Source organism: Gordonia aquimaris, from assembly GCF_026262595.1.
Classification (GTDB): Bacteria; Actinomycetota; Actinomycetes; order Mycobacteriales; family Mycobacteriaceae; genus Gordonia; species Gordonia tangerina.
Window position 1 is genome coordinate 315,205 of sequence record NZ_JAPKFM010000001.1, and the last position, 18,819, is coordinate 334,023.

General features: G+C 66.5%; 18 protein-coding genes. 4 read left to right on the forward strand and 14 right to left on the reverse strand.

Going from position 1 to position 18,819, the window contains the following annotated elements; genetic code table 11:
• Positions 1 to 816, reverse strand: coding sequence for an ABC transporter permease (locus OSB52_RS01460; protein ID WP_235724720.1), 816 nt, complete (start codon positions 814 to 816; stop codon positions 1 to 3).
• Entirely contained in the window at positions 813 to 1,772 is a 960-nt protein-coding gene (locus OSB52_RS01465) for an ATP-binding cassette domain-containing protein (RefSeq protein WP_266059793.1), read from the reverse strand. Before OSB52_RS01465 ends, OSB52_RS01460 begins: the two co-directional genes overlap by 4 nt.
• A gap of 774 nt (positions 1,773 to 2,546) precedes the next feature.
• On the opposite strand from OSB52_RS01465, the gene OSB52_RS01470 reads away from it, so the two are divergent.
• From OSB52_RS01470 to OSB52_RS01480, 3 genes are read left to right on the forward strand one after another with little or no spacing between them, the layout of a single operon-like run.
• Positions 2,547 to 4,031 (forward strand): condensation domain-containing protein, encoded by a 1,485-nt coding sequence (locus OSB52_RS01470; protein WP_266059795.1) that lies wholly within the window; start codon positions 2,547 to 2,549, stop codon positions 4,029 to 4,031.
• Between the two features lie 15 nt (positions 4,032 to 4,046).
• Positions 4,047 to 5,558, forward strand: coding sequence for a condensation domain-containing protein (locus OSB52_RS01475; RefSeq protein WP_266059796.1), 1,512 nt, complete (start codon positions 4,047 to 4,049; stop codon positions 5,556 to 5,558).
• Positions 5,539 to 6,969: a condensation domain-containing protein gene (locus OSB52_RS01480; protein ID WP_266059797.1), complete on the forward strand. Its 1,431-nt coding sequence runs from the start codon at positions 5,539 to 5,541 to the stop codon at positions 6,967 to 6,969. The genes OSB52_RS01475 and OSB52_RS01480 overlap by 20 nt, the downstream gene beginning before the upstream one ends.
• On the opposite strand, the gene OSB52_RS01485 is transcribed toward OSB52_RS01480, so the two are convergent.
• The 3 genes from OSB52_RS01485 to OSB52_RS24750 form a co-directional block, all read right to left on the reverse strand.
• Complete coding sequence (locus OSB52_RS01485; RefSeq protein WP_235724725.1) at positions 6,914 to 7,540, reverse strand: trimeric intracellular cation channel family protein; 627 nt, start codon at positions 7,538 to 7,540, stop codon at positions 6,914 to 6,916. The genes OSB52_RS01480 and OSB52_RS01485 overlap by 56 nt on opposite strands.
• A 134-nt stretch (positions 7,541 to 7,674) precedes the next feature.
• On the reverse strand, positions 7,675 to 7,848 hold the full coding sequence (gene rpmF / locus OSB52_RS01490; protein ID WP_160903017.1) for a 50S ribosomal protein L32: 174 nt from the start codon (positions 7,846 to 7,848) through the stop codon (positions 7,675 to 7,677).
• 173 nt (positions 7,849 to 8,021) lie between these two features.
• Positions 8,022 to 8,747 carry a DUF4190 domain-containing protein gene (locus OSB52_RS24750; RefSeq protein ID WP_277614781.1) on the reverse strand — a complete coding sequence of 242 codons (726 nt, stop codon included), beginning with the start codon at positions 8,745 to 8,747 and terminating at the stop codon, positions 8,022 to 8,024.
• 153 nt (positions 8,748 to 8,900) lie between these two features.
• Between OSB52_RS24750 and OSB52_RS01500 the strand changes: the two genes are divergently transcribed.
• Positions 8,901 to 9,848, forward strand: a complete 948-nt coding sequence (locus OSB52_RS01500) for an AEC family transporter (RefSeq protein WP_266059798.1) — start codon at positions 8,901 to 8,903, stop codon at positions 9,846 to 9,848.
• A gap of 3 nt (positions 9,849 to 9,851) precedes the next feature.
• Here OSB52_RS01500 and OSB52_RS01505 read toward each other — a convergent pair whose 3' ends face one another.
• From OSB52_RS01505 to purN, 9 genes are all read right to left on the reverse strand, one after another.
• Positions 9,852 to 10,487, reverse strand: a complete 636-nt coding sequence (locus tag OSB52_RS01505; protein WP_266059799.1) for a DUF1707 SHOCT-like domain-containing protein — start codon at positions 10,485 to 10,487, stop codon at positions 9,852 to 9,854.
• A 99-nt stretch (positions 10,488 to 10,586) separates the two neighbouring features.
• Positions 10,587 to 12,584: a vWA domain-containing protein gene (locus OSB52_RS01510; protein WP_235724728.1), complete on the reverse strand. Its 1,998-nt coding sequence runs from the start codon at positions 12,582 to 12,584 to the stop codon at positions 10,587 to 10,589.
• Positions 12,585 to 12,657: 73 nt separating this feature from the next.
• Positions 12,658 to 14,103 carry a sigma 54-interacting transcriptional regulator gene (locus OSB52_RS01515; protein WP_235724729.1) on the reverse strand — a complete coding sequence of 482 codons (1,446 nt, stop codon included), beginning with the start codon at positions 14,101 to 14,103 and terminating at the stop codon, positions 12,658 to 12,660.
• A 60-nt stretch (positions 14,104 to 14,163) separates the two neighbouring features.
• Positions 14,164 to 14,742 (reverse strand): DinB family protein, encoded by a 579-nt coding sequence (locus tag OSB52_RS01520; RefSeq protein WP_235724730.1) that lies wholly within the window; start codon positions 14,740 to 14,742, stop codon positions 14,164 to 14,166.
• 4 nt (positions 14,743 to 14,746) lie between these two features.
• Positions 14,747 to 15,241 carry an SRPBCC family protein gene (locus tag OSB52_RS01525; RefSeq protein WP_235724731.1) on the reverse strand — a complete coding sequence of 165 codons (495 nt, stop codon included), beginning with the start codon at positions 15,239 to 15,241 and terminating at the stop codon, positions 14,747 to 14,749.
• Positions 15,238 to 15,615 carry an ArsR/SmtB family transcription factor gene (locus OSB52_RS01530; RefSeq protein WP_235724732.1) on the reverse strand — a complete coding sequence of 126 codons (378 nt, stop codon included), beginning with the start codon at positions 15,613 to 15,615 and terminating at the stop codon, positions 15,238 to 15,240. Before OSB52_RS01530 ends, OSB52_RS01525 begins: the two co-directional genes overlap by 4 nt.
• A gap of 206 nt (positions 15,616 to 15,821) precedes the next feature.
• Complete coding sequence (locus OSB52_RS01535) at positions 15,822 to 16,565, reverse strand: sulfite exporter TauE/SafE family protein (RefSeq protein WP_235724733.1); 744 nt, start codon at positions 16,563 to 16,565, stop codon at positions 15,822 to 15,824.
• 12 nt (positions 16,566 to 16,577) lie between these two features.
• Positions 16,578 to 18,155, reverse strand: a complete 1,578-nt coding sequence (purH, locus tag OSB52_RS01540) for a bifunctional phosphoribosylaminoimidazolecarboxamide formyltransferase/IMP cyclohydrolase (RefSeq protein WP_235724734.1) — start codon at positions 18,153 to 18,155, stop codon at positions 16,578 to 16,580.
• Entirely contained in the window at positions 18,152 to 18,730 is a 579-nt protein-coding gene (gene purN / locus OSB52_RS01545) for a phosphoribosylglycinamide formyltransferase (RefSeq protein WP_235724735.1), read from the reverse strand. The genes purH and purN overlap by 4 nt, the downstream gene beginning before the upstream one ends.
• Positions 18,731 to 18,819 lie beyond the last annotated feature (89 nt).

Sequence of the window (18,819 nt, forward strand, 5' to 3'; positions counted from 1 at the left end):
TCACGTCCTTCGCATGTAGGTTCGCAAGGTCACGGGTACAAAGATTGCGAGTACGGCCGCAGCCCCGATCAGGGTGGCGGCGATCTGCGGACCTGCCGCACCACCGGAGGCCAGCTCTCGGGCGGCCGAGACCAGGTGTGATACGGGATTGGCGGTGGCGCACTTGCGCATCCACTCCGGCATGGTGTCGACAGGCACCAGGGCGTTGGACACAAACGTCAACGGCATGAGGACCAGCATCGAGACGCCCTGAACCGTCGACGCCTTGTCCAACAGCACCCCCATCAGCGCGAAGATCCAGCTCAATGTGAAGGCCACGATCACGATCAACACACATGCCATCGCCAGGCCCACCGCGCTTTCCGGGCGGTAACCCATCGCGACACCGACCGCCACGGTGATGACCGTCGCCACCACATAGCGCACGGCGTTGGCCAGCAATGCCCCCGCCAGTGGCGCGATCCGGGCGATCGGCAGCGATTTGAAGCGATCGAACACTCCTCGATCGAGATCCTCGCGCAGTTGCACACCGGTCGTCACCGACGCCGCGACGGCGACCTGAACCAGAACGCCCGGGATCAGCAGAGGCAGGTATCCGGCGACATCACCGACGATGGCGCCACCGAATATCGTCGAGAACATGACTGTGAAGACGATGGGCAGCACGATCACGTCGAAGAGTTGCTGAGGATTGTGTTTGATCTTCAGCAGACCCCGGAAAGCCATGGTGAGTGACTGTCGGACCGTGGCACGCAATGGCACACGATCGCTACCAAGGCCGGGGTGTTCCACCACGAATGTCGCGGCCGCGCTCATGCCGCGACCCCCGGTTCGGCATCCCCGGTCAGCGCAAAGAACACTTCGTCGAGGGTGGGCCGCTCGACGTTGACCGCCACCAACTCGATCTGTGCGGCGCGCAGGGCCAGCAACATCTCAGGTAGGGATTCGAGGTCGGGCATCGGTACCATCACCCGCCGTTCGGCCCCCTCGAGCAGCACATCCTCCTGTGCGAACACCGCACAGACGGCAGCGGCGGCGGGCGCCAGGTCCGGATCTCGCAGATCCAGCCGCACACAGTTGTCCCCGATCCGCGCCTTCAGTTCGTCGGCCGTCCCGTCTGCCACGATGCGGCCGTGATCCATCACCGCCACACGATCGGCCAGTTGGTCTGCTTCCTCGAGATACTGAGTGGTGAGTAGGACCGTGGAACCGTCGGCCACCATCCGGCGAACCGTCTGCCACATCTGCTGACGCGTGCGTGGGTCCAGGCCAGTGGTCGGTTCATCGAGGAACAACAGTCGAGGCCGGGTGATCATCGAGGCGGCGAGGTCCAGCCGTCGCCGCATCCCGCCGGAGAAGTGACGCACAGCGCGGTCGGCGGCCGCACCGAGACCGAACTCCGCGAGCAGTTCGTCTGCGCGTCCACGCGACTGCCGACGGGACGCGCCCACCAATCGGGCGAAGATCGTCAGGTTCTCCGTAGCGGTGAGATCCTCGTCCACCGAAGCATACTGGCCGGTGACCCCGATCAAGGAGCGAACTCTGCCCGCGTGCGCGACCACGTCGAGGCCGAATACGCGCGCAGTGCCGGCGTCCGGACGAACCAGCGTCGAGAGCATGCGTACCGTCGTCGTCTTACCCGCCCCATTGGTACCGAGCAGCGCATAGACGCCCCCGGCAGGGACCTGCAGGTCCACACAATCGACCGCAGCCGCGCGGCCGTACGTCTTGGTTAAACCCCTCGTATCGATTGCGAGCAACGGACCCGTCATCTGCACTCTCCAGAACACTCGACGTACCACCGACCTGAAAGGTGCTCGCTCACCCGTCGACGATGACGAGCAGTCAGAATCCGAGAAGCAAGAATCCGGTCAGAGAACCCGGGCGCCATCGCCCTCGCACCGATCGGTGAGCAGTGCGGACCCCTCCCCTTGCCAAGCCCCGCCCCCCGACAGCTGCTGAGGCCAGGCTATAGCCGCAATCCCGCACGGCGCAAGGGACACCGAGCCCGCGTCGGGTTGATTCGACATCCCATCGGTGAAGCGATCCGCCTTCGGCATCCACGACCGGAAGTACGCACATTGTGCGTCTGACGTCGGATGATTCTGTGCGGTGCGATCTTTCACAGCCACTGCGGTCCACGGAAGTTAACCGAACGGAAACACTGAGGCCATCGCGACCCTCCAGAGGAGGATATAAAGCTGAATAATGCTGTGTGACTGCACCTTTCGAACATTCAACGTATTGCATCCGATTGTTAGTGTGACGAACGACACCGTGCCCGGCCAGTGTGCCCACTCCTCCGACGTGCCTACTATCGAGTCAGACCCGAGGCGGGACCGTTTACGCCTCAGACTCCCAACCACCTCTCTGCGCGTCGTCGCGCAGCGGGCGCATACCACCGGCGTGCCCCCAAACAGAGGCATCGCTGAAAGATCTGCACGAACCAGGCGTTACGTTCCATCCGGATGCTGCCGACCAGGCTCCAACGGACGGGCGAACCGCCGAAACATGAAACGGCGTTGTGGGAATATGGATATACACCAATGAAATTCACTGAGCTGTCCGCCTGTGAACTGACCGGGGGAACAGTCACCGAATGGTCGGCGCACACCGAACTCACTCCCGACCACTGGGCCGTCGACCACCGACCTCTGACGTATGAGCACGAAGCGCTCGTGACTCGCGCGGCCGACGCCGAGACCCACGGCCGGCGCCAGACGGATTGGCTCGGTGCCGCTTTCGAAGTCGAGGGCGAACTGGACCAGAACGCGATGGAGCGCACACTGCTCATCTGGACCGTGCGCCACGAAGCCTTTCGGACGACGGTGACGATGGACATCGACATCCATGGTGACCCACGCCCGACACGGCGCACCGCCACGCCCGAGATGGTATCGGTGCAGCGCCGCTTCCACGGTCGTGTCGCCGACCACGACATCGACGCGCACGTCGGCGACGTCTTCGACTCCCGGGTCACCTCGCTGGTGTGGCCACACTGCACGGTGATGACCGTCACCGACGCGAGTACCGGAACCGGCCGACCCACTTGCTTTCGTGTGGTGTTCGCCGCCGATCACAGTGTGATGGATGCCTATTCGATGCTCCTGTCCATCAACGAGCTGCAGCGGATCTACGAATCGGAGGCGGCGAACCACCGAGTCGAGGCGCCTGCGGTCGGCAGCCATGTCGACTACAGTTCGGCCAATCGCTGCGTGGGAGAGCAGATCGACACCGCCCACCCCGCGCTGGCCCAGTGGCACGGGTTCTTCGCCGAGTCGGACGGACGCTTCCCACGCTTGGGTATGCCCCTCACCGAGACCCTGTCCGCAGTGGCCGACTCCGCCCGACCGATCGGTCGTCGACAGCGCGGCTCCGCGGAAGTCGTCGCGACCGCCGACGAGGCGGCTGCCGTCGAGGCCGCCTGCCGGGCTGCCGGTCACAGCATCCAGACCGGCATCGTGGCCGGGCTCGCGCTGGCACATCAGGAACTCACCGGCGATCGGCGCCTCCGGGCCGTGATGCCGATGCACACCCGGCACGAACCTCAGTTCGTGGAGTCGGTGGGCTGGTATGTCGGCCTCGGACCGCTGGATGTGGATCTGTCCTCGGCCGAGACGCTCAGTGACGCACTCTCGGTTGCGGCTGCCGCCACCCGTTCGGCCAAGACATTGGCGCGGCTACCGTTTCCCCGGTTCGCGCAGCTGTTGGACATCACGCAGGAGCCACAGTTCGTGGTGTCTTATCTCGATCTCCGCATGGTTCCCGGGGCCGCCCACTGGCCCGATTGGCGCGCGCAGACCATACGCAGTGCCACTCACTCCGATTCCGAGGTCTACGTGTGGATCGCACGCACTCCCACCGGTATCACCGTCTCCACCCGCCATCCCGACTCCGATGCGGCTGCGGCCAGCATCCGGCGGCTGATCGACACGACGTTCACCATCATCGCCTCGGTGGTGGACGGCGATGCCGGTCGCGGTTTGGCCCCCGACCCCCTACCCGGTCGCGACGAGCGCCGACCGGCCTGAACACGAAGGGTACACATGGAGATCACGGCGATGGGTTGGTGGCATCCGCCATCCGGTACCGCTCTGCGCTGGCGACCGACGCGGCACTGTGCGCAGGCGGCCGCGGCCACACCCGCGGGACCCGGTGCGACCACGTTTTTGGCCGAAAACCACGTGCGGAGCGCTCATCTCGCGCGCTCTCGCGGCGACGCCCATCGTGCGTACCTCGGTTCGGGAACCGAGGTGGACGGGGAGCTCGATGCGGCCGCGATGACCCGCGCGCTGCACACCTTCGTTTCCCGCCACCCGATACTGCGTACCTGGTTCGACACCGACGGCAGCACTGTGCGCACCCATGTGGTGGCTCCCGAGGACATCGCGTTCGTCGTCGAAGACCTGGGCCACATCGAGTCCGGCGAGCAGTTCTCCGATCACCTCCGCCAACGTTTCGAATCCGAGGCCGTCAGCGACAGCTTTCCCGGTTTCGCATTCGGGGTGATCAGCCGGCCGGGCGGATTCGCGATCTTCCTGGGGTGCGACCACGCATTGAGCGACGGCGCCTCGCAGGCACTGGCACTCTCCGAGATCATCGAACTGTACGCGGCATCTGTGGGAGTCGATGCCGAGCCCTGCCCGGCCGCCCCGGCGGTCGACGGACACGGCGATTACGCTGTGATCGAGCATGAGCTCGCTGCTCAGTGCGCGGCAGGTACCGACGAGACCACCGAGTGGAGGGAGACGTTCATCCGCAACGGTTTGCGCATGCCGGGTTTCCCGCTGGACCTCGGCCTGGCCCCGGGTGAGACCGCGCCGGTCCGGCCGTTGGAGATGACCATGCTCGACCGCGACGGGATCGCCGCTTTCGACTCGGCGTGCAGGTCGGCCGGCGGCAGCGTGGTGTCCGGCATCTACGCCGCGCTGGCGATCACCGGCCGCGAGTTGGCCGGCCTCACCACCTACTACGGGATGACCGTGCTCAACACCCGGGCGATGCTGCCGCGCTTCGCGACATCACAGGGATGGTTCTGTTCCTTCGCACCGGTCGAGATCGACACCACCGGCGCGACCCGGTTCTCCGACCTCATGGCTGCCTCGCGCGCCGCACAGCAGCGGGCCAAACGCCTTGCGATGGTGCCGGTCCAATCCGTGCTCGCGGAGATGATATCGGCCGGAGCATCCATGGATGCGGTGGTTTCGGCGCCGAACCTGCTGTCCTACATAGATTTCCGGAAGTTCCCGGCGGACGGCACGCCCGCCTACGATCGGGGCGTCATCTTCACCGGTGAGGGGCGGACCGCGAACGCCTCGACGTGGATCAACCGGGATCACGATCGGCTGTACCTGGGCAGCCAGACCCCGGACACCCGGTTTGCCCAAGCACAGGTCAATCGCTACTACGCGCACCTGTGCGCCGTCGTCGCGGCCGTGGCCGCAGACGGAGACCATGTCATCACCTCGCCGCCGGCCCCTGCCCGCATCCCCATCCACGACCATGATCTCCCGACAGCAGTATCCCAGGAGCGCGCACTTGCACGTCACCACCATTGACCGCTTCCAGCCGGACCCGGGCGAGCTGCTGATCTGGTCGGTGGACTCGTCCGAGGCGAAGCCCGAACGTTCCCGGATACCCCCGTCTTTCAACCAGAGCGTCCACCTCGCCGGGGCCGAGGACCACAGCACGTGGCTGGCCGCCTCCTTCCGGGTCGACGGCGCAATCGATCGACGCGCCCTCGGCCTCGCCTACCACGCACTGATCGCCCGTCACGGGACACTGCACAGCGCGTTCACGAAGTGCGGCGACGGCATCGTGCGCGAGGAGTTCGATCCGCATGCGCTCAGACTCGAGGTCGCCCCGGGCGTCCGGGCCGCCTCCGACACCGCGATGCAGCAGATCCTCTGGGCAGCACTGGACGCCGCCTGCCACCCGTTTGGCTTTCCCGCCTACCTGCTGGGCGCCATCGACCGGCCCGAGAGTTCGACGATTCTCTGCGGGTTCGACCACTCACACGTGGACGCCTACTCGATGTCGATCATCGTCAACGACCTGCACCACCTCTATCACCGATTTCGACACACTCGCAACCACGTTGCTGCCGAAGATCTCCCGATGATCGGGAGCTACGTCGACTACTGTGCCGCCGAGGCCGAGATGACCGAGATCAGTGCCTCGGATCCGAGACTACTGGCGTGGCTGCGATTCTTTGACGAGCACGACGGTCATCCCCCGACGTTCCCGCTCGACCTCGGTGTCGGTGAAGGTGAGACCGCGCCCCAGGGGGTGGATGTGCGCCGGTTGCTCGACCCGACGCAGACCGAGGAGTTGACGGACTTCTGCCGCCGCAACGGCTCGAGTCTCTACGGGGGCGTGCTGTCTGCGATGGCGCAGGCTGTCCATCGTCTCGGCGGGGGCCCGCAGTTGGCGCTGTTGTTCCCGATGCACACGCGCCGCGGTGAGCCCTGGCGCAATGCCGTCGGCTGGTTCACCACCAACGCACCGATCCGCGTGGTCGGCACCGGAGATCTCGGTACGGGCGCCCAGCGCACCGGTCCCGAGTTGCGTCGCGCGGTACGACTCGGCGGCGTCCCCATTGCGCAGGTGATCGCGGCACTCGGCGGGTTCACACCGGTCCGCAACGACATCTTCATGGTCTCCTACGTCGATTACCGCGGTCTGCCGGGAGCCGACCTACACGACGAGATCGACGCGCACCACATCTCCAATGTCACCACCGCCGACGATGCACAGTTCTGGATATCCCGGACCAACCACGGGCTGGCCATCCGGAGCCGGTTCCCCGACACCGCGGCGGGCCGCGCCTCGGTGGGCGGGTTCCTCGACCAGGTGGACAGCATCCTGTCGTCCGCGACGCGCGCCGCTGGGCAGGTCGCGTTGGTCACGCCCCTCAACGGCGGCGGCGCCGCCCGGCCGGCGCCGTCGGAAGGCGCCACCCGAAGATGAGGCCCGCAATGCGCAAGCCGGTCGCCACGATCGTGCCGGCGACAAGCCAGATCCACATCGGCACCGATGTGTACCCACCACCGACAGCGACGACCGCCGCACCCAGTAGGGCGGGGACTGCATAGAGGTCGGCGGGTTGCAGCAGCAATGGGATCTCGTTGGCGAGCACGTCGCGCAGGATTCCACCCCCGACAGCGGTCAGCAGGCCGACCAGCGTGGCGGCGAAGGCACTGACCTGTTGATCGACTGCGATCGCCGCGCCGCTGGTCGCGAAGACGCCCATGCCGACGGCATCGAAGAGCAGGACGCTTCTGCGCAGCTGCGCGAACGCCGGATGAAAGAAGAAGACGAGGACGCTGGTGGCCGCAGCGATCACGATCGGCGGCCAGTTCTGCAGGGACGACGGTGGGGTGATCCCCAATACGACGTCGCGCAGGATCCCGCCGCCTACGCCGGTGAGGGCGCCGACGGTGACGATCCCCCAGAGGTCGAAGTCCTTGCGAACCCCCAAAAGCGCCCCGGATGCGGCGAACACCGCGATGCCGACGTCGTTCAGAATCTCTTGCAGCATCGGCTCACCGTGATGATCGTTGTCGGCTCGGTGGGTTACCCGGGCACGACGACGACCGCCTCGGAATTCCGAGGCGGTCGTCGATGCAGGTCTATAACGTGCCGCGACTCCCACCGGGAGTCAGCAGACAATGCTCAGCGACGATCCAGGTCGATGACGCCGGCCTTGGCAGCCTTCACCAGCCGACGGGGAATGCGCTGCGCAACGCCGTTCACCTTCACCTCTTGCAAAGCGGGGTTGTCCGCCTTCCACTGCGAACGACGGCTGCGGGTGTTCGCCCGCGACATCCGGCGCTTGGGTACAGCCATTGTTGAGCCCTTCTCCTACGTATGAGTCCGCTGGGGTCCGCCGACATCGGTCGGACCCGCCGATCGGTGTACCCGGTCTGTCACAGCCTTGGCCGGTCAGACGCGGAACACAACCCGATCAGACTACCGGTCGCACACCGTATCCTCCAAAACGCCTCCTCATCAGTGTGATCTCACACCGAGGCGACCGCGCCGATGATCAGTGCCATCAGCACCACGAGCAGGGCCGCCACGACCAGCGCGATCGAGATCCACCCCAGGATGACACCGGCCTTCGCCATGCCCTCGCCTTCCTGGGTCCCCGCCGAACCGGCGATTTCGTCGCGGGCCGAATTGCCGAGGATCACCGCGACCACACCGAGTACCCCCGGACATGCCAGGAACGAACCGATCCCACAGATCAGCGCCGCGATCGCCTTGGCGTTGGTCTGCCGGACCGGTGCGAAACCGCCCGGTGCATACGGCGCCCCGTACGGCGCTGACCCGTAAGGCGCCGCACCGTATGGCGCAGCCCCGTAGTTCTGGGCCCCGTACTGGCCCCCGTACCCCGGTGACCCGTACGGCTGGTCTGGGTACGAGGTGCCGCCGGATTGGGGAGCGCCGTACTGCTGAGCCCCATACTGCTGGCCGCCGTACTGGTGAGCCCCTGACTGCGGCGTCCCGTACGCCTGACCCTCGTACTGCTGACCCCCGTACTGCTGACCCCCGTACTGGGGCGTTCCGTATTGGGGCGTTCCGTACTGCTGGCCCGCGTCCTGTTGGGCCGCGTCCTGTTGACCGCCGAACTGCTGGGAACCGGACGGCTGGCTCCGGGTGTCTTCCGGGTGCGGTCGCCAGTCGTGTTCGGCAGCGTCGGTTTCACCCTCGCGATCGGGTATTCCGTCAGTCGGGTTGCTCATCGGCTGTCCTTCCCCGGGTTTCGCCCGGCGTCGGGGATCGTCGGCGGTCTCGGCCCACGCATACGGGCCGAGGTGGTCGTTCCAATGTAGGGCAGGCCCGGGTCAATCCGCGGCCGCCCACGTCGGCGACATGGTGCCCAATACACTCGACCGGTGTCTGGCGTGGTCTCGGGTTTCACCGTCATCTTCATCGTGGTGGGTGTCGGTTACCTGCTCGGCCGCACCAGGGTGCTCGGCGACGGCGCCCACGAGGTCCTGTCACGACTGGTGTTCTTCGTCTGCACACCGGCGCTGCTGTTTCATTCGCTGGTCACCTCCGACCTGTCGGCGATCTTCTCCACGACGCTGGTCATCGCCGGCGGCAGCGCGGCCGCGATCGGCGTGATCTACGTACTCATCGCTCGTCTGTGGTTCCACCGCGACATACCCGAACTGGCGATCGGAGGGCTCGCGGCGTCCTACGTCAACAGCGTCAACCTGGGCCTTCCCATCGCCATCTTCGTGCTCGACGACGCGTCGTTCATCGCCCCTCTCCTGCTGTTCCAGATCTTGATCTACTCACCGATCGCGTTGATCACTCTCGACCTGACGGTCACCGACCCCGCGCTCGGCCATGCGTCCCGGTCGACCACGATGCGTGACGCCGTCGTCGCCCCGCTCACCAATCCGATCGTGCTCGGTGGCGTCGCTGGGCTCGTCGTGTCGGCATGGGGTGCGCAACCACCTGCTGCGGTACTGGAACCGATGAAGATGTTGGGAAATGCCTCCGTGCCATGTGCCCTGCTGGCCTTCGGCCTGTCGCTCACCGGTGTGGCGGTGTTCAAGAAGGGCGAGAGCCCCCGCCGTGACATCGCGCTGGCCAGCGTGTTGAAGATCGTGGCGATGCCGGTGGTGGTCTACGCCATCGCGCGCTGGGGTTACGGTGAGACGGGACATGAGCTCTTCGCGCAAGTGGTGATCGCAGCATTGCCCACCGCTCAGAACGTGCTGGTGTACGCGACCCGATATCGACGGGCGCAGATCTTGGCTCGCGACACCGCGTTGATCACCACGCTGGGGTCGATCCCGGCGATCGCCGTGATCGCAGCGCTACTGGCCTGACTGTCATCGCCGCGGCTCGCGGTCCTTGCGCTTGACCTCGACCGCTCCCATCAACGCCAGGCCGACGACGCGAACGGTCGGCGCACCGGGCGTACCGGGGCCGGCCGCCCGTCCGCCAAAGCCTCCCATGACCGCCCAACCGTCGACGTCGACCCCCACATCAGGGGGCACTGTGATGTCGATGCCACCCATCAACGCAGTGCAGCGAATCGTCAACATTGGCGCGGTGAACTCGACCTCGCGCAGGTCGATGTCGATGCCACCCATCACCGCGGTCGCCGTGAGGCCGTCGCCGACGGTGGCATGGCCGCGTAATTCGGTGCCCGACATCAGCGCGAATTTGTGTTGTACCGGTCTACGGTCGGCAGACGAGTGGATGTGGGTGACGGTCGTCGCCCCGACGAAGGGCATCGGTACGCCGAGTTGCCCCACCGGCAGATCATCGGTGAGCGCGTCGAGGTCCCCGAATGTCTTGGCCGCCACGGCTTTTCCGGCACGTTCCTCGTACTCGCCCAGAGTCAGACTGCCCCGCTCCATCGCCGCGGACAGAATCCGATGCACCAATTCACGATCGGCATCCGCCGCACGCAGCCGAGCCCGAGCATCATCTGGCGTCGGAGGATCATCAGGAGCGTTCACACCGGTGAGCCTACCGACGATCGCCTCCGGCAACCACCCTGATCTTCGCTGTGCGTCAACGCTTCCGAGGCAGGGAAAACCCTGAGACCCCACCCTGACTCAGCCGCGCCGACCCCGCCGGGCACGCAGGTAGTCGCCGACGACGGCCGCGCCGAGCCCGTCGATGTCGGGGGCCACCACACGACCGCCGATCCGGCGGGCGATCTGATCCATGAAGTGCGCGAGGCCGGGGTCGTCGCCCAGCCGGAAGAAGGTGACCTGCGCACCGAGCCGGGAGACGTGATCGAGCTCGCGAACCGTGAGCGCGATGGTCTGCGGGTGCGGCGGGTAGAAAAAGAACGGTTCACCGCTGGGATCGAGATGCGCGGTGGGCTCGCCGTCGGTGACCACCAGCACCACCGGCTGGGCGTTCGGGAACCGACGCAGATGCCGCTGGGCCAGCAGCAGCGCGTGATGCAGGTTGGTGCCCTGTTCCATCCGCGGTTGCAGGCCGGTCAACTCGGCGATGTCGATCGAACGTGCGTAGCGGCCGAAGGCGATCAGATGCAGCTCATCGCTGCGGAACCTGGTGGATACCAGGTGGTTCAGCGCGATAGCGGTACGCTTCATCGGCGTCCATCGACCCTCCATCTCCATCGAGAACGAGGTGTCCACGAGCAGCACCACCGCGGCCTGGGTGCGGGCCTCGGTCTCGGCGGTCTCCACGTCGCGCACGTCGATTCGGACTCCGCCGCGCGCCATCTCGCCGGCGGCCAGCGTCGGCTCCGCGCTCTCGGAGATAGTGCGAAGCACCGCGTTGGAGACCGTGCGGGTCACATCCCAGGGGTCTGTGTCGCCGAACTCCCACTCGCGCGACGCCCCGGTGGGCTCGCCGAGCGCGCCGCTGCGCCGCGTCTGACGGTCACCCCGACCCGACAGTTGCTCGGCGATGTCGCGGAAGATCGACTGGCCCAGTTGCCGCATGGCCTTCGGGCTCAGCCGCAGCTGCCCATCGGAGGTCCGATCGAAGAACCCCTGCTCCGACAACGCCTTCTCGAGCTCTTGCAGCGTACGGACGTCGACACCGGCCTGCTCGCCGAGCTGACGTTCCAGCGCATCGATGTCGATGTCGTCCATCTGCGCGCCGGCATACTGCTGAGACAGCTGTTCACTCAGGGCTTCCAGTTCGGAGATGTCGCGCAACGCGGCCGCGCCCTCACCGAGGCCAATCGGACGATCACCGGAGAACGATTGGGCGTTGTCCCAGTCCAGACCCGGCCGCGCCTGGCGCAGCGCCGAATCCATCTGGGCCAGTTGGCTCATCAGGTCCGGTGAACCGAATGCCTGCTGAGCCAGCTGGTCGAGTTCGGCACGTTGCTCCGGACTCAGCGAGTTGTAGAACTGTTGCGCTGCCGCCGCTCGCTGCGCCAGCGAGTCGATGAGTTCCTCGGTGTTGCGCGGGTTCTCCGGAAAATACTCGCCGTGCTTGCGCATGAAGTCGTCGAACTTCTCGGTGGTGTCGTCACCGCGGTTGTGCGCGTCGAGGAGCTCGTTGAGGTCGGTGAGCATCTCCGAGATACGTTGGCGGTCTTGTTCGCCGGCACCCTCGAGCGCTTCTTTCATACCGGCGAACCGCTGATCGAGAAGTTCGCGGCCCAGCAGATCCTTGATCTTGTCGTAGTCCTCGCGCGCCTGCGGGCTACGCCAGTTGTACTCCGAGAGTTCCTCGACGGCTTGCGCGGTCGACGGCGGCAGGCTGCCGATCTGCATCTCGGCGAAACGCGCGTCGTCGTCGAGATCACGCGCGAGTTGCTTGCGCTCCTCCAGAACCGCCCGGTCGAGCAATTCGCGGATCTCGGCGAATGTGCCGTCGAGATTGCGATTCTTGAGCATCTCCTGACGACGACGGTTGACCTGCTCACGCAGCCGGTCCAGTCCACGCATGTCCTGGGTCCCGCGTCGCAGAAACTCGCGCAGGGCACGTTGCGGGGAGGCGCCGGCCATCACGTCGTCACCGATGTCGCGCAGCGCTTCGCGCAGGTCGACCGGCGGTGCGAGTGGGTCCGGACCACCTGTAAAGCGCTGATATCGGGATCGGTGCGAGGTTCTCCGGGCCATGCGGTGCCCCTTACTTCTGTTGCAGCGACTTATTTCTGTTGCAGCGAGGGTATGGACGGGTTCGCACACCCGTTCAGCCGTAGATCGTCTGGCCGCTCTCGTCGGCTTCCTTGCCGATGCGTCGGGCCAGGTAGAGACCTTCGAGGGCGAGCTCGACGGCACTGGCGCGTTCTCCCTCGGCCTCGGCATCGAGGCGTTGCGCGATCTGGTCGAGGACATCGGCGGTGCTATCGGGATCCGGGATGGAGTCGAGGAGATCATGCGCGGTCACCCGGTCTCCGGTGACCACGGGCTCACCGTCCTCCAGGGCAGTCACCAGCGACGCCATGTCGATCCCGCCGAGGTGGGCGCGAACGGTGTCGGCCACCGACTTGCGCATCAGATGCTCGAGGATCTCGAGTTCGCGACCTTCCTCGCCCGACTCGAACTCGATCTTGCCGCGAAGCACCTCGACCACCGACTCGAGGTCCACCACACGCGCCACCGCGACGTCTTCACCGGTGACCGTCGCGCGATGCAGGGCGGCGGCGGCCACCGTCTCGGCGCCCGCGATGGAGAATCGGGCCGACACCCCGGACCGCTGATCGATCGAGGGGTGATCGCGCGCATACCGGGTGAATCGCGCCAGGATCTCGGTGATGAAGGTCGGCACCGTCGCGGTCAGATCGGCCTCCTGCTCGATGACCGCGATCTCGTCGTCGAGCTCCAACGGGTAGTGCGTACGGATCTCCGCCCCGAACCGGTCCTTGAGTGGGGTGATGATGCGACCGCGGTTGGTGTAGTCCTCGGGGTTGGCGCTGGCCATCACCATGACGTCGAGGGGCAGGCGCAGCGTGTAGCCGCGCACCTGGATGTCGCGCTCCTCCATCACGTTCAGCATCGACACCTGGATGCGTTCGGCGAGGTCGGGCAGCTCGTTGATGGCGACGATTCCGCGGTGCGCACGCGGGATGAGCCCGAAGTGGATGGTCTCCGGGTCCCCGAGACTGCGGCCCTCGGCGACCTTCATCGGATCGATGTCACCGACGAGGTCGGCCACCGAGGTATCCGGTGTTGCCAGCTTCTCGCTGTAGCGCTGGCTGCGGTGACGCCACTCGATCGGCAGGTCGTCGAGCAGGTTGGCCGCTTTGCGGATCGACGCCGGGGTGATCGGCTCGTAGGGATGTTCACCCAGATCGGAACCGGCGATCACCGGGGTCCATTCGTCGAGCAGGCCGACCAGGGTACGTAGGATGCGCGTCTTGCCCTGCCCGCGTTCGCCGAGCATCACGACATCGTGGCCGGCGATCAGCGCGCGCTCGAGTTGCGGGATGACCGTCGCCTCGAATCCGACGATGCCGGGCCACGGATCGCGGCCCTCGCGCAGCGCGGTCAGCAGGTTGTTGCGGATCTCGTCGCGCACATCACGCTCAACGTGGCCGCTGGCGCGCAGTTCACCGACGGTGCGGGGCGACGGGTGGCGGGTCTCGGTGGTCTGGGAGGCGTGGGTGGTGAAGTTCTCCTCTGGCACCTTGTCCACGGTACTCCGGTGACCGCGAAGTGCACGGGCGGTTGTCGGAGGCCCCGACCGGGCGAGGACTCAGCAAACGGGCTGCCAGGCGGGATCGCGACCGATGAAACCGATCAGCCGGGTGACCGCATCGGCATCGGCGGCCACGGGCACGGCCGGTCCGTACTGCCCGGACGAGCGCAGCAGGTCCTCAATACCCGACATGCCGTCGAGCAGACTCTGGGCAAAGTCGGGATCGAGACCTGCGCCGCGGCCGGCTGCGGCCGCCAGATCCCAGGTGTGCATGTACACGTCGGCGGTGTAGAACCGGTCCACGGCATCGGCCAGACGGTGCTCGCCTGCCATCGGGTGGGTGAACGTGTCCTCGGCCGACGGGCCGCCGAGCAAGGCCTGTACCACGGCGGCGTGTGCCCGCCATGCGGAGACCGGATCATCGGCGACGGCCGGCCCCGTCGGCAGCGTCACTCCACCGCCGGCGAGGAAGCCGGGCAACCACTCGACAAGGTGGGTGACGACGTCACGCGCCACCCACCCCTCCACCGGCGCTGGGGAGTCCCAATCCGACACGGCAGCAACCTGTTCGGCAAACCCTTCAGCGACGACGCGATGACGGTCCGCCGGCGCCAGCGCGACGATCGACTCGGCCATCAGCTCAGATCTCGCCCGCGCCGAGGAGCTTGTCGAGTGCGGCATAACCCTCGTTGACTCCGACCTCCATGCCGGAGGCCAGCCAGCCGTCGCGCGCCTCGAAGCTGTCGCACAACGACTGTGCGTGCAGCCGGGTGCTTCCATCGCCGAGGTCCTCGAACCACAACGTCTCCAGTGCCACCTGGTCGGGCATGCCCTCGAAGGTAAAGGTCTGCACGATTTTGTCGTCGGAGACGGTGTGGAAGCATCCGCGGAAACCGAATTCTTCACCGTCCCTGGAGGATACGTACCGCCAGCTACCACCGTCGCGGACGTCCCAGTCGATGATGCGGCTCCCGATGGAGTCCGGGCCCACCCACCGGACGAACAACGCCGGATCGGTGTGCGCTTTCATCAACTGGGCGGGCGTGCCGCGGAAGTCGCGGGTGATCCGGATGATCGGGACCTTCGGGTCGGCTTCGATGGCCGCCTCGCTGTACCGGCTCTGCACTGCACTCATGACGCCTTTCCTCTCTTTCGGGGTTTCTCGTCCTCGCGACGGTGCGCCGCGGGTCCGTCGTTCATCTCCACGAGCAGGTCATCGAGACGCTGATAGCGCTCTTCGGCCTGCCTGCGGTATCGCTCGATCCACTTGGTCATGAGGTCGAACACCTCCGCTTCCAGGTGGACCGGACGGGTTTGCGCCTCCCGGCCACGGCTCACCAGCCCGGCGTCCGCCAGCACCTTGAGGTGCTTGGACACCGCCTGGATGCTGACGTCGTAGGGTTCGGCGAGCTGACTGACCGTCGCATCGGAGACCGCCAGCCGCGCGACCATGTCGCGTCGTGTCGGGTCCGCGAGCGCGGCGAACACCTTGGACAACTCGTCTGCCACGCGCCCTCCTCAACCATCCGGTTGAATAAGACTGTGCGCCGAATCGAGGGTTTTGTCAACCTCTTGGTTGAATACGAGGGCAGTGTCTGTGGGCGGGCAGGTCCGTTTTCTGCGCGCGGGTTGTTGTGGGTCGCGCATGTGGTCGCGGTCCGCGTAAACCGAGCCGACCCGCGCGCACCGAGTCGGCCCGCGCAATCACTTGGTGATCAGCCGAGCGCCAACCAGACCGCGAGTCCCAATCCACCGAGTCCGACGACGATGCGCAGCGGCTCGGCCGGAAGACGTTTGACCACCGGCGGCCCGCACCAGCCACCGGCCAGGCAGCCGATCGCCATCGCCAGGGCCGCAGTCCAATGCACCGGTCCGAAGAGCATGAAGCCCACCGCCGCCACGGTGTTCGCGATACCCAGGAACAGCGACTTCGACAGCGTCGCACGCCACAACGGTTCGCTGGTCAGGACCAGCATCAGAGCGAGCACCATGATGCCGGCGCCCGCACCGAAATACCCGCCATACACCGAGATCACCACCAACCCGAACATCCACACGCCCGGCCGGTCCTGGTGACGAGTGGCCCAGCGACGCAGCATCGGCTGCGTCAGCAACGCCACCGCGGCCAGCGCCACCAGGAACGGCACGATCGCCTCGAAGGCGTCGGCCGGGGTGAGCAGCAAGGTCACCGCGCCGATCGCGCCGCCGACCAGAGACGCCACGGCACCACCGATCAGGCGACGGCGGTCACCGTCGAGCAGCACCCGCCCGGACTGCGCAGTACTGCCGATCCCGACGGCGACGAGCGACACCGTGTTGGTGACGTTGGCCGAGATCGGGCTGAGCCCGACAGCAAGCAGCGCAGGGTAACTCACCACCGACGCGAGACCGGTGATGTAACCGATCAGACCCGCCCCGAATCCAGCGGCGATCAGGAAGACGACGTCGACCGGACTCACCGGTCGGCGAACTCAGTGCGCGAAATGGCGTGCACCCGTGAGATACAGGGTGACACCGGCCTCCGATGCCGCCTCGATCACCTCGTTGTCGCGGATCGAGCCACCGGGCTGGACCACGGCCCGCACCCCGCCGTTGAGCAGGACCTGCAAACCGTCCGGGAACGGGAAGAACGCGTCGGAGGCCGCGACACTGCCGGATGCGCGCTCGCCGGCGCGGTTGACGGCGAGATGTGCGGAGTCGACCCGGTTCACCTGGCCCATACCCACGCCCACCGACGCGCCGTCGTGCGCAAGCAAGATCGCGTTCGATTTGACCGAACGGCATGCACGCCAAGCGAACAGCAGGTCGGCGAGCGTGTCCGGGTCGGCGGGTGCGCCGGCCGCGAGGGTCCAGTTCGCCGGATCGTCGCCCTCGGCGTCGAGCACATCGCGCTGCTGCATCAGCAGTCCACCGGAGATGGGTCGGGTCTCGACGCCGGCGCGATCCGGCGCCGCGGCGGTGAGCACGCGAATGTTTTTCTTGCGCGTCAGCACCGAGAGGGCACCGTCGGCGAACCCGGGGGCGATGATGACCTCGGTGAAGATCTCGGCAACCTGCTCGGCCATCTCCACCGTGATCTCGCGGTTGGCGGCGATCACCCCGCCGTAGGCGCTTACCGGGTCGCATGCGTGGGCCTTGCGATGCGCTTGCGCGATGTCGGCGCCCACGGCGATGCCACAGGGGTTGGCGTGCTTGATGATCGCCACGGCTGGAGCATCGAAGTCGTGCGCGCTACGCCATGCGGCGTCGGCGTCGGTGTAGTTGTTGTAACTCATCTCCTTGCCGTGCAACTGCTCCGCAGACGCCAGGCCGCCACCGGCTCCGGCGACGTAGAGCGCCGCAGCCTGATGCGGGTTCTCGCCGTAGCGCAACACGGCCGACCGATTCCAGGTCGCGCCGACCCAGTCGGGGAAGGTCGACGAATCGGCGGGCGGTGCCACCACACTCGACATCCAGGACGCGACCGCGACATCGTAGTCCGCAGTGTGGCGAAATGCCTGTGCCGCCAACTGACGACGCTGGGCGAGATCGAACCCGCCGGCACTGACGGCGTCGCGGACCCGGCCGTAATCCGCGGGGTCGACGACAACGGCCACCGACGGGTGATTCTTCGCGGCCCCGCGCACCATCGACGGGCCGCCGATGTCGATCTGCTCGACGCACTCGTCCGGCGTGGCACCCGAGGCGACCGTCTCGGTAAACGGATAGAGATTGACGACGACGAGATCGAATGCCGCGACACCGAGTTCGGCCAGCTGCTCGACGTGGGTGTTCTTGCGGGTGTCGGCCAGGATTCCCGCGTGCACCTTGGGGTGCAGCGTCTTCACGCGTCCGTCGAGACACTCCGGAAAACCGGTCAGCGCCGACACCTCGGTCACCGGCACACCCGCGTCGGCGATCTTCTTGGCCGTCGAACCGGTGGACACGATTTCGACGTCGGCCGCATGCAGGACGGTGGCGAGTTCGTCGAGGCCACTCTTGTCGTAAACGCTGACCAGCGCGCGACGGATAGGCCGGCGGGTGTCGTCGGCGGGGCTCTGTGTGTTCACGGGATGTCGGCCTTTCGTCCGTCGATCACTACACCTTTGGTGACGAGCTTCGTCACCACGTCGGCGAGCAACTCACGCTCTACCGATTTGATCCGTTCATGCAGGGTGGCCTCGGTGTCGTCGGAACGGACGGCGACCGGCTGCTGCGCCAGGATGGGGCCGGTATCGACACCTGCATCCACCAAATGCACCGTGGTACCGGTGACCTTCACGCCGTGCGCCAATGCGTCGGCCACACCGTGGGCGCCGGGAAACGAGGGCAGCAGTGCGGGATGCGAATTCACGATCCGTCCGCCGAAGCGGGACAGGAAGGTGCTCCCGAGGATCTTCATGAAGCCCGCGGTGACCACCCAAGCCGGCGCGTGGTCGGCCACCTGATCGGTCAGCGCCGAGTCCCAGGCGCCACGATCGGGATGATCGCCGACCCGGCAGTCGATCACCGGGATGCCGTGCCGGCGCGCGATGTCAGCGGCGGGACACTGTCGGTCCACCACGACGGCCACGATCCGGAAGGGTGCCGGCTCGTCGGCGCGGGCGATCAACGCGGCGAGCAACGATCCGGTGCCCGAAGCCATCACGACGATCGGCACACGAGCCTCAGAGGGTACGCGAACTGCGGACTCCGATGGCCCTGCAGCTGCGTTCACACAAGGGAGCCTAGTGG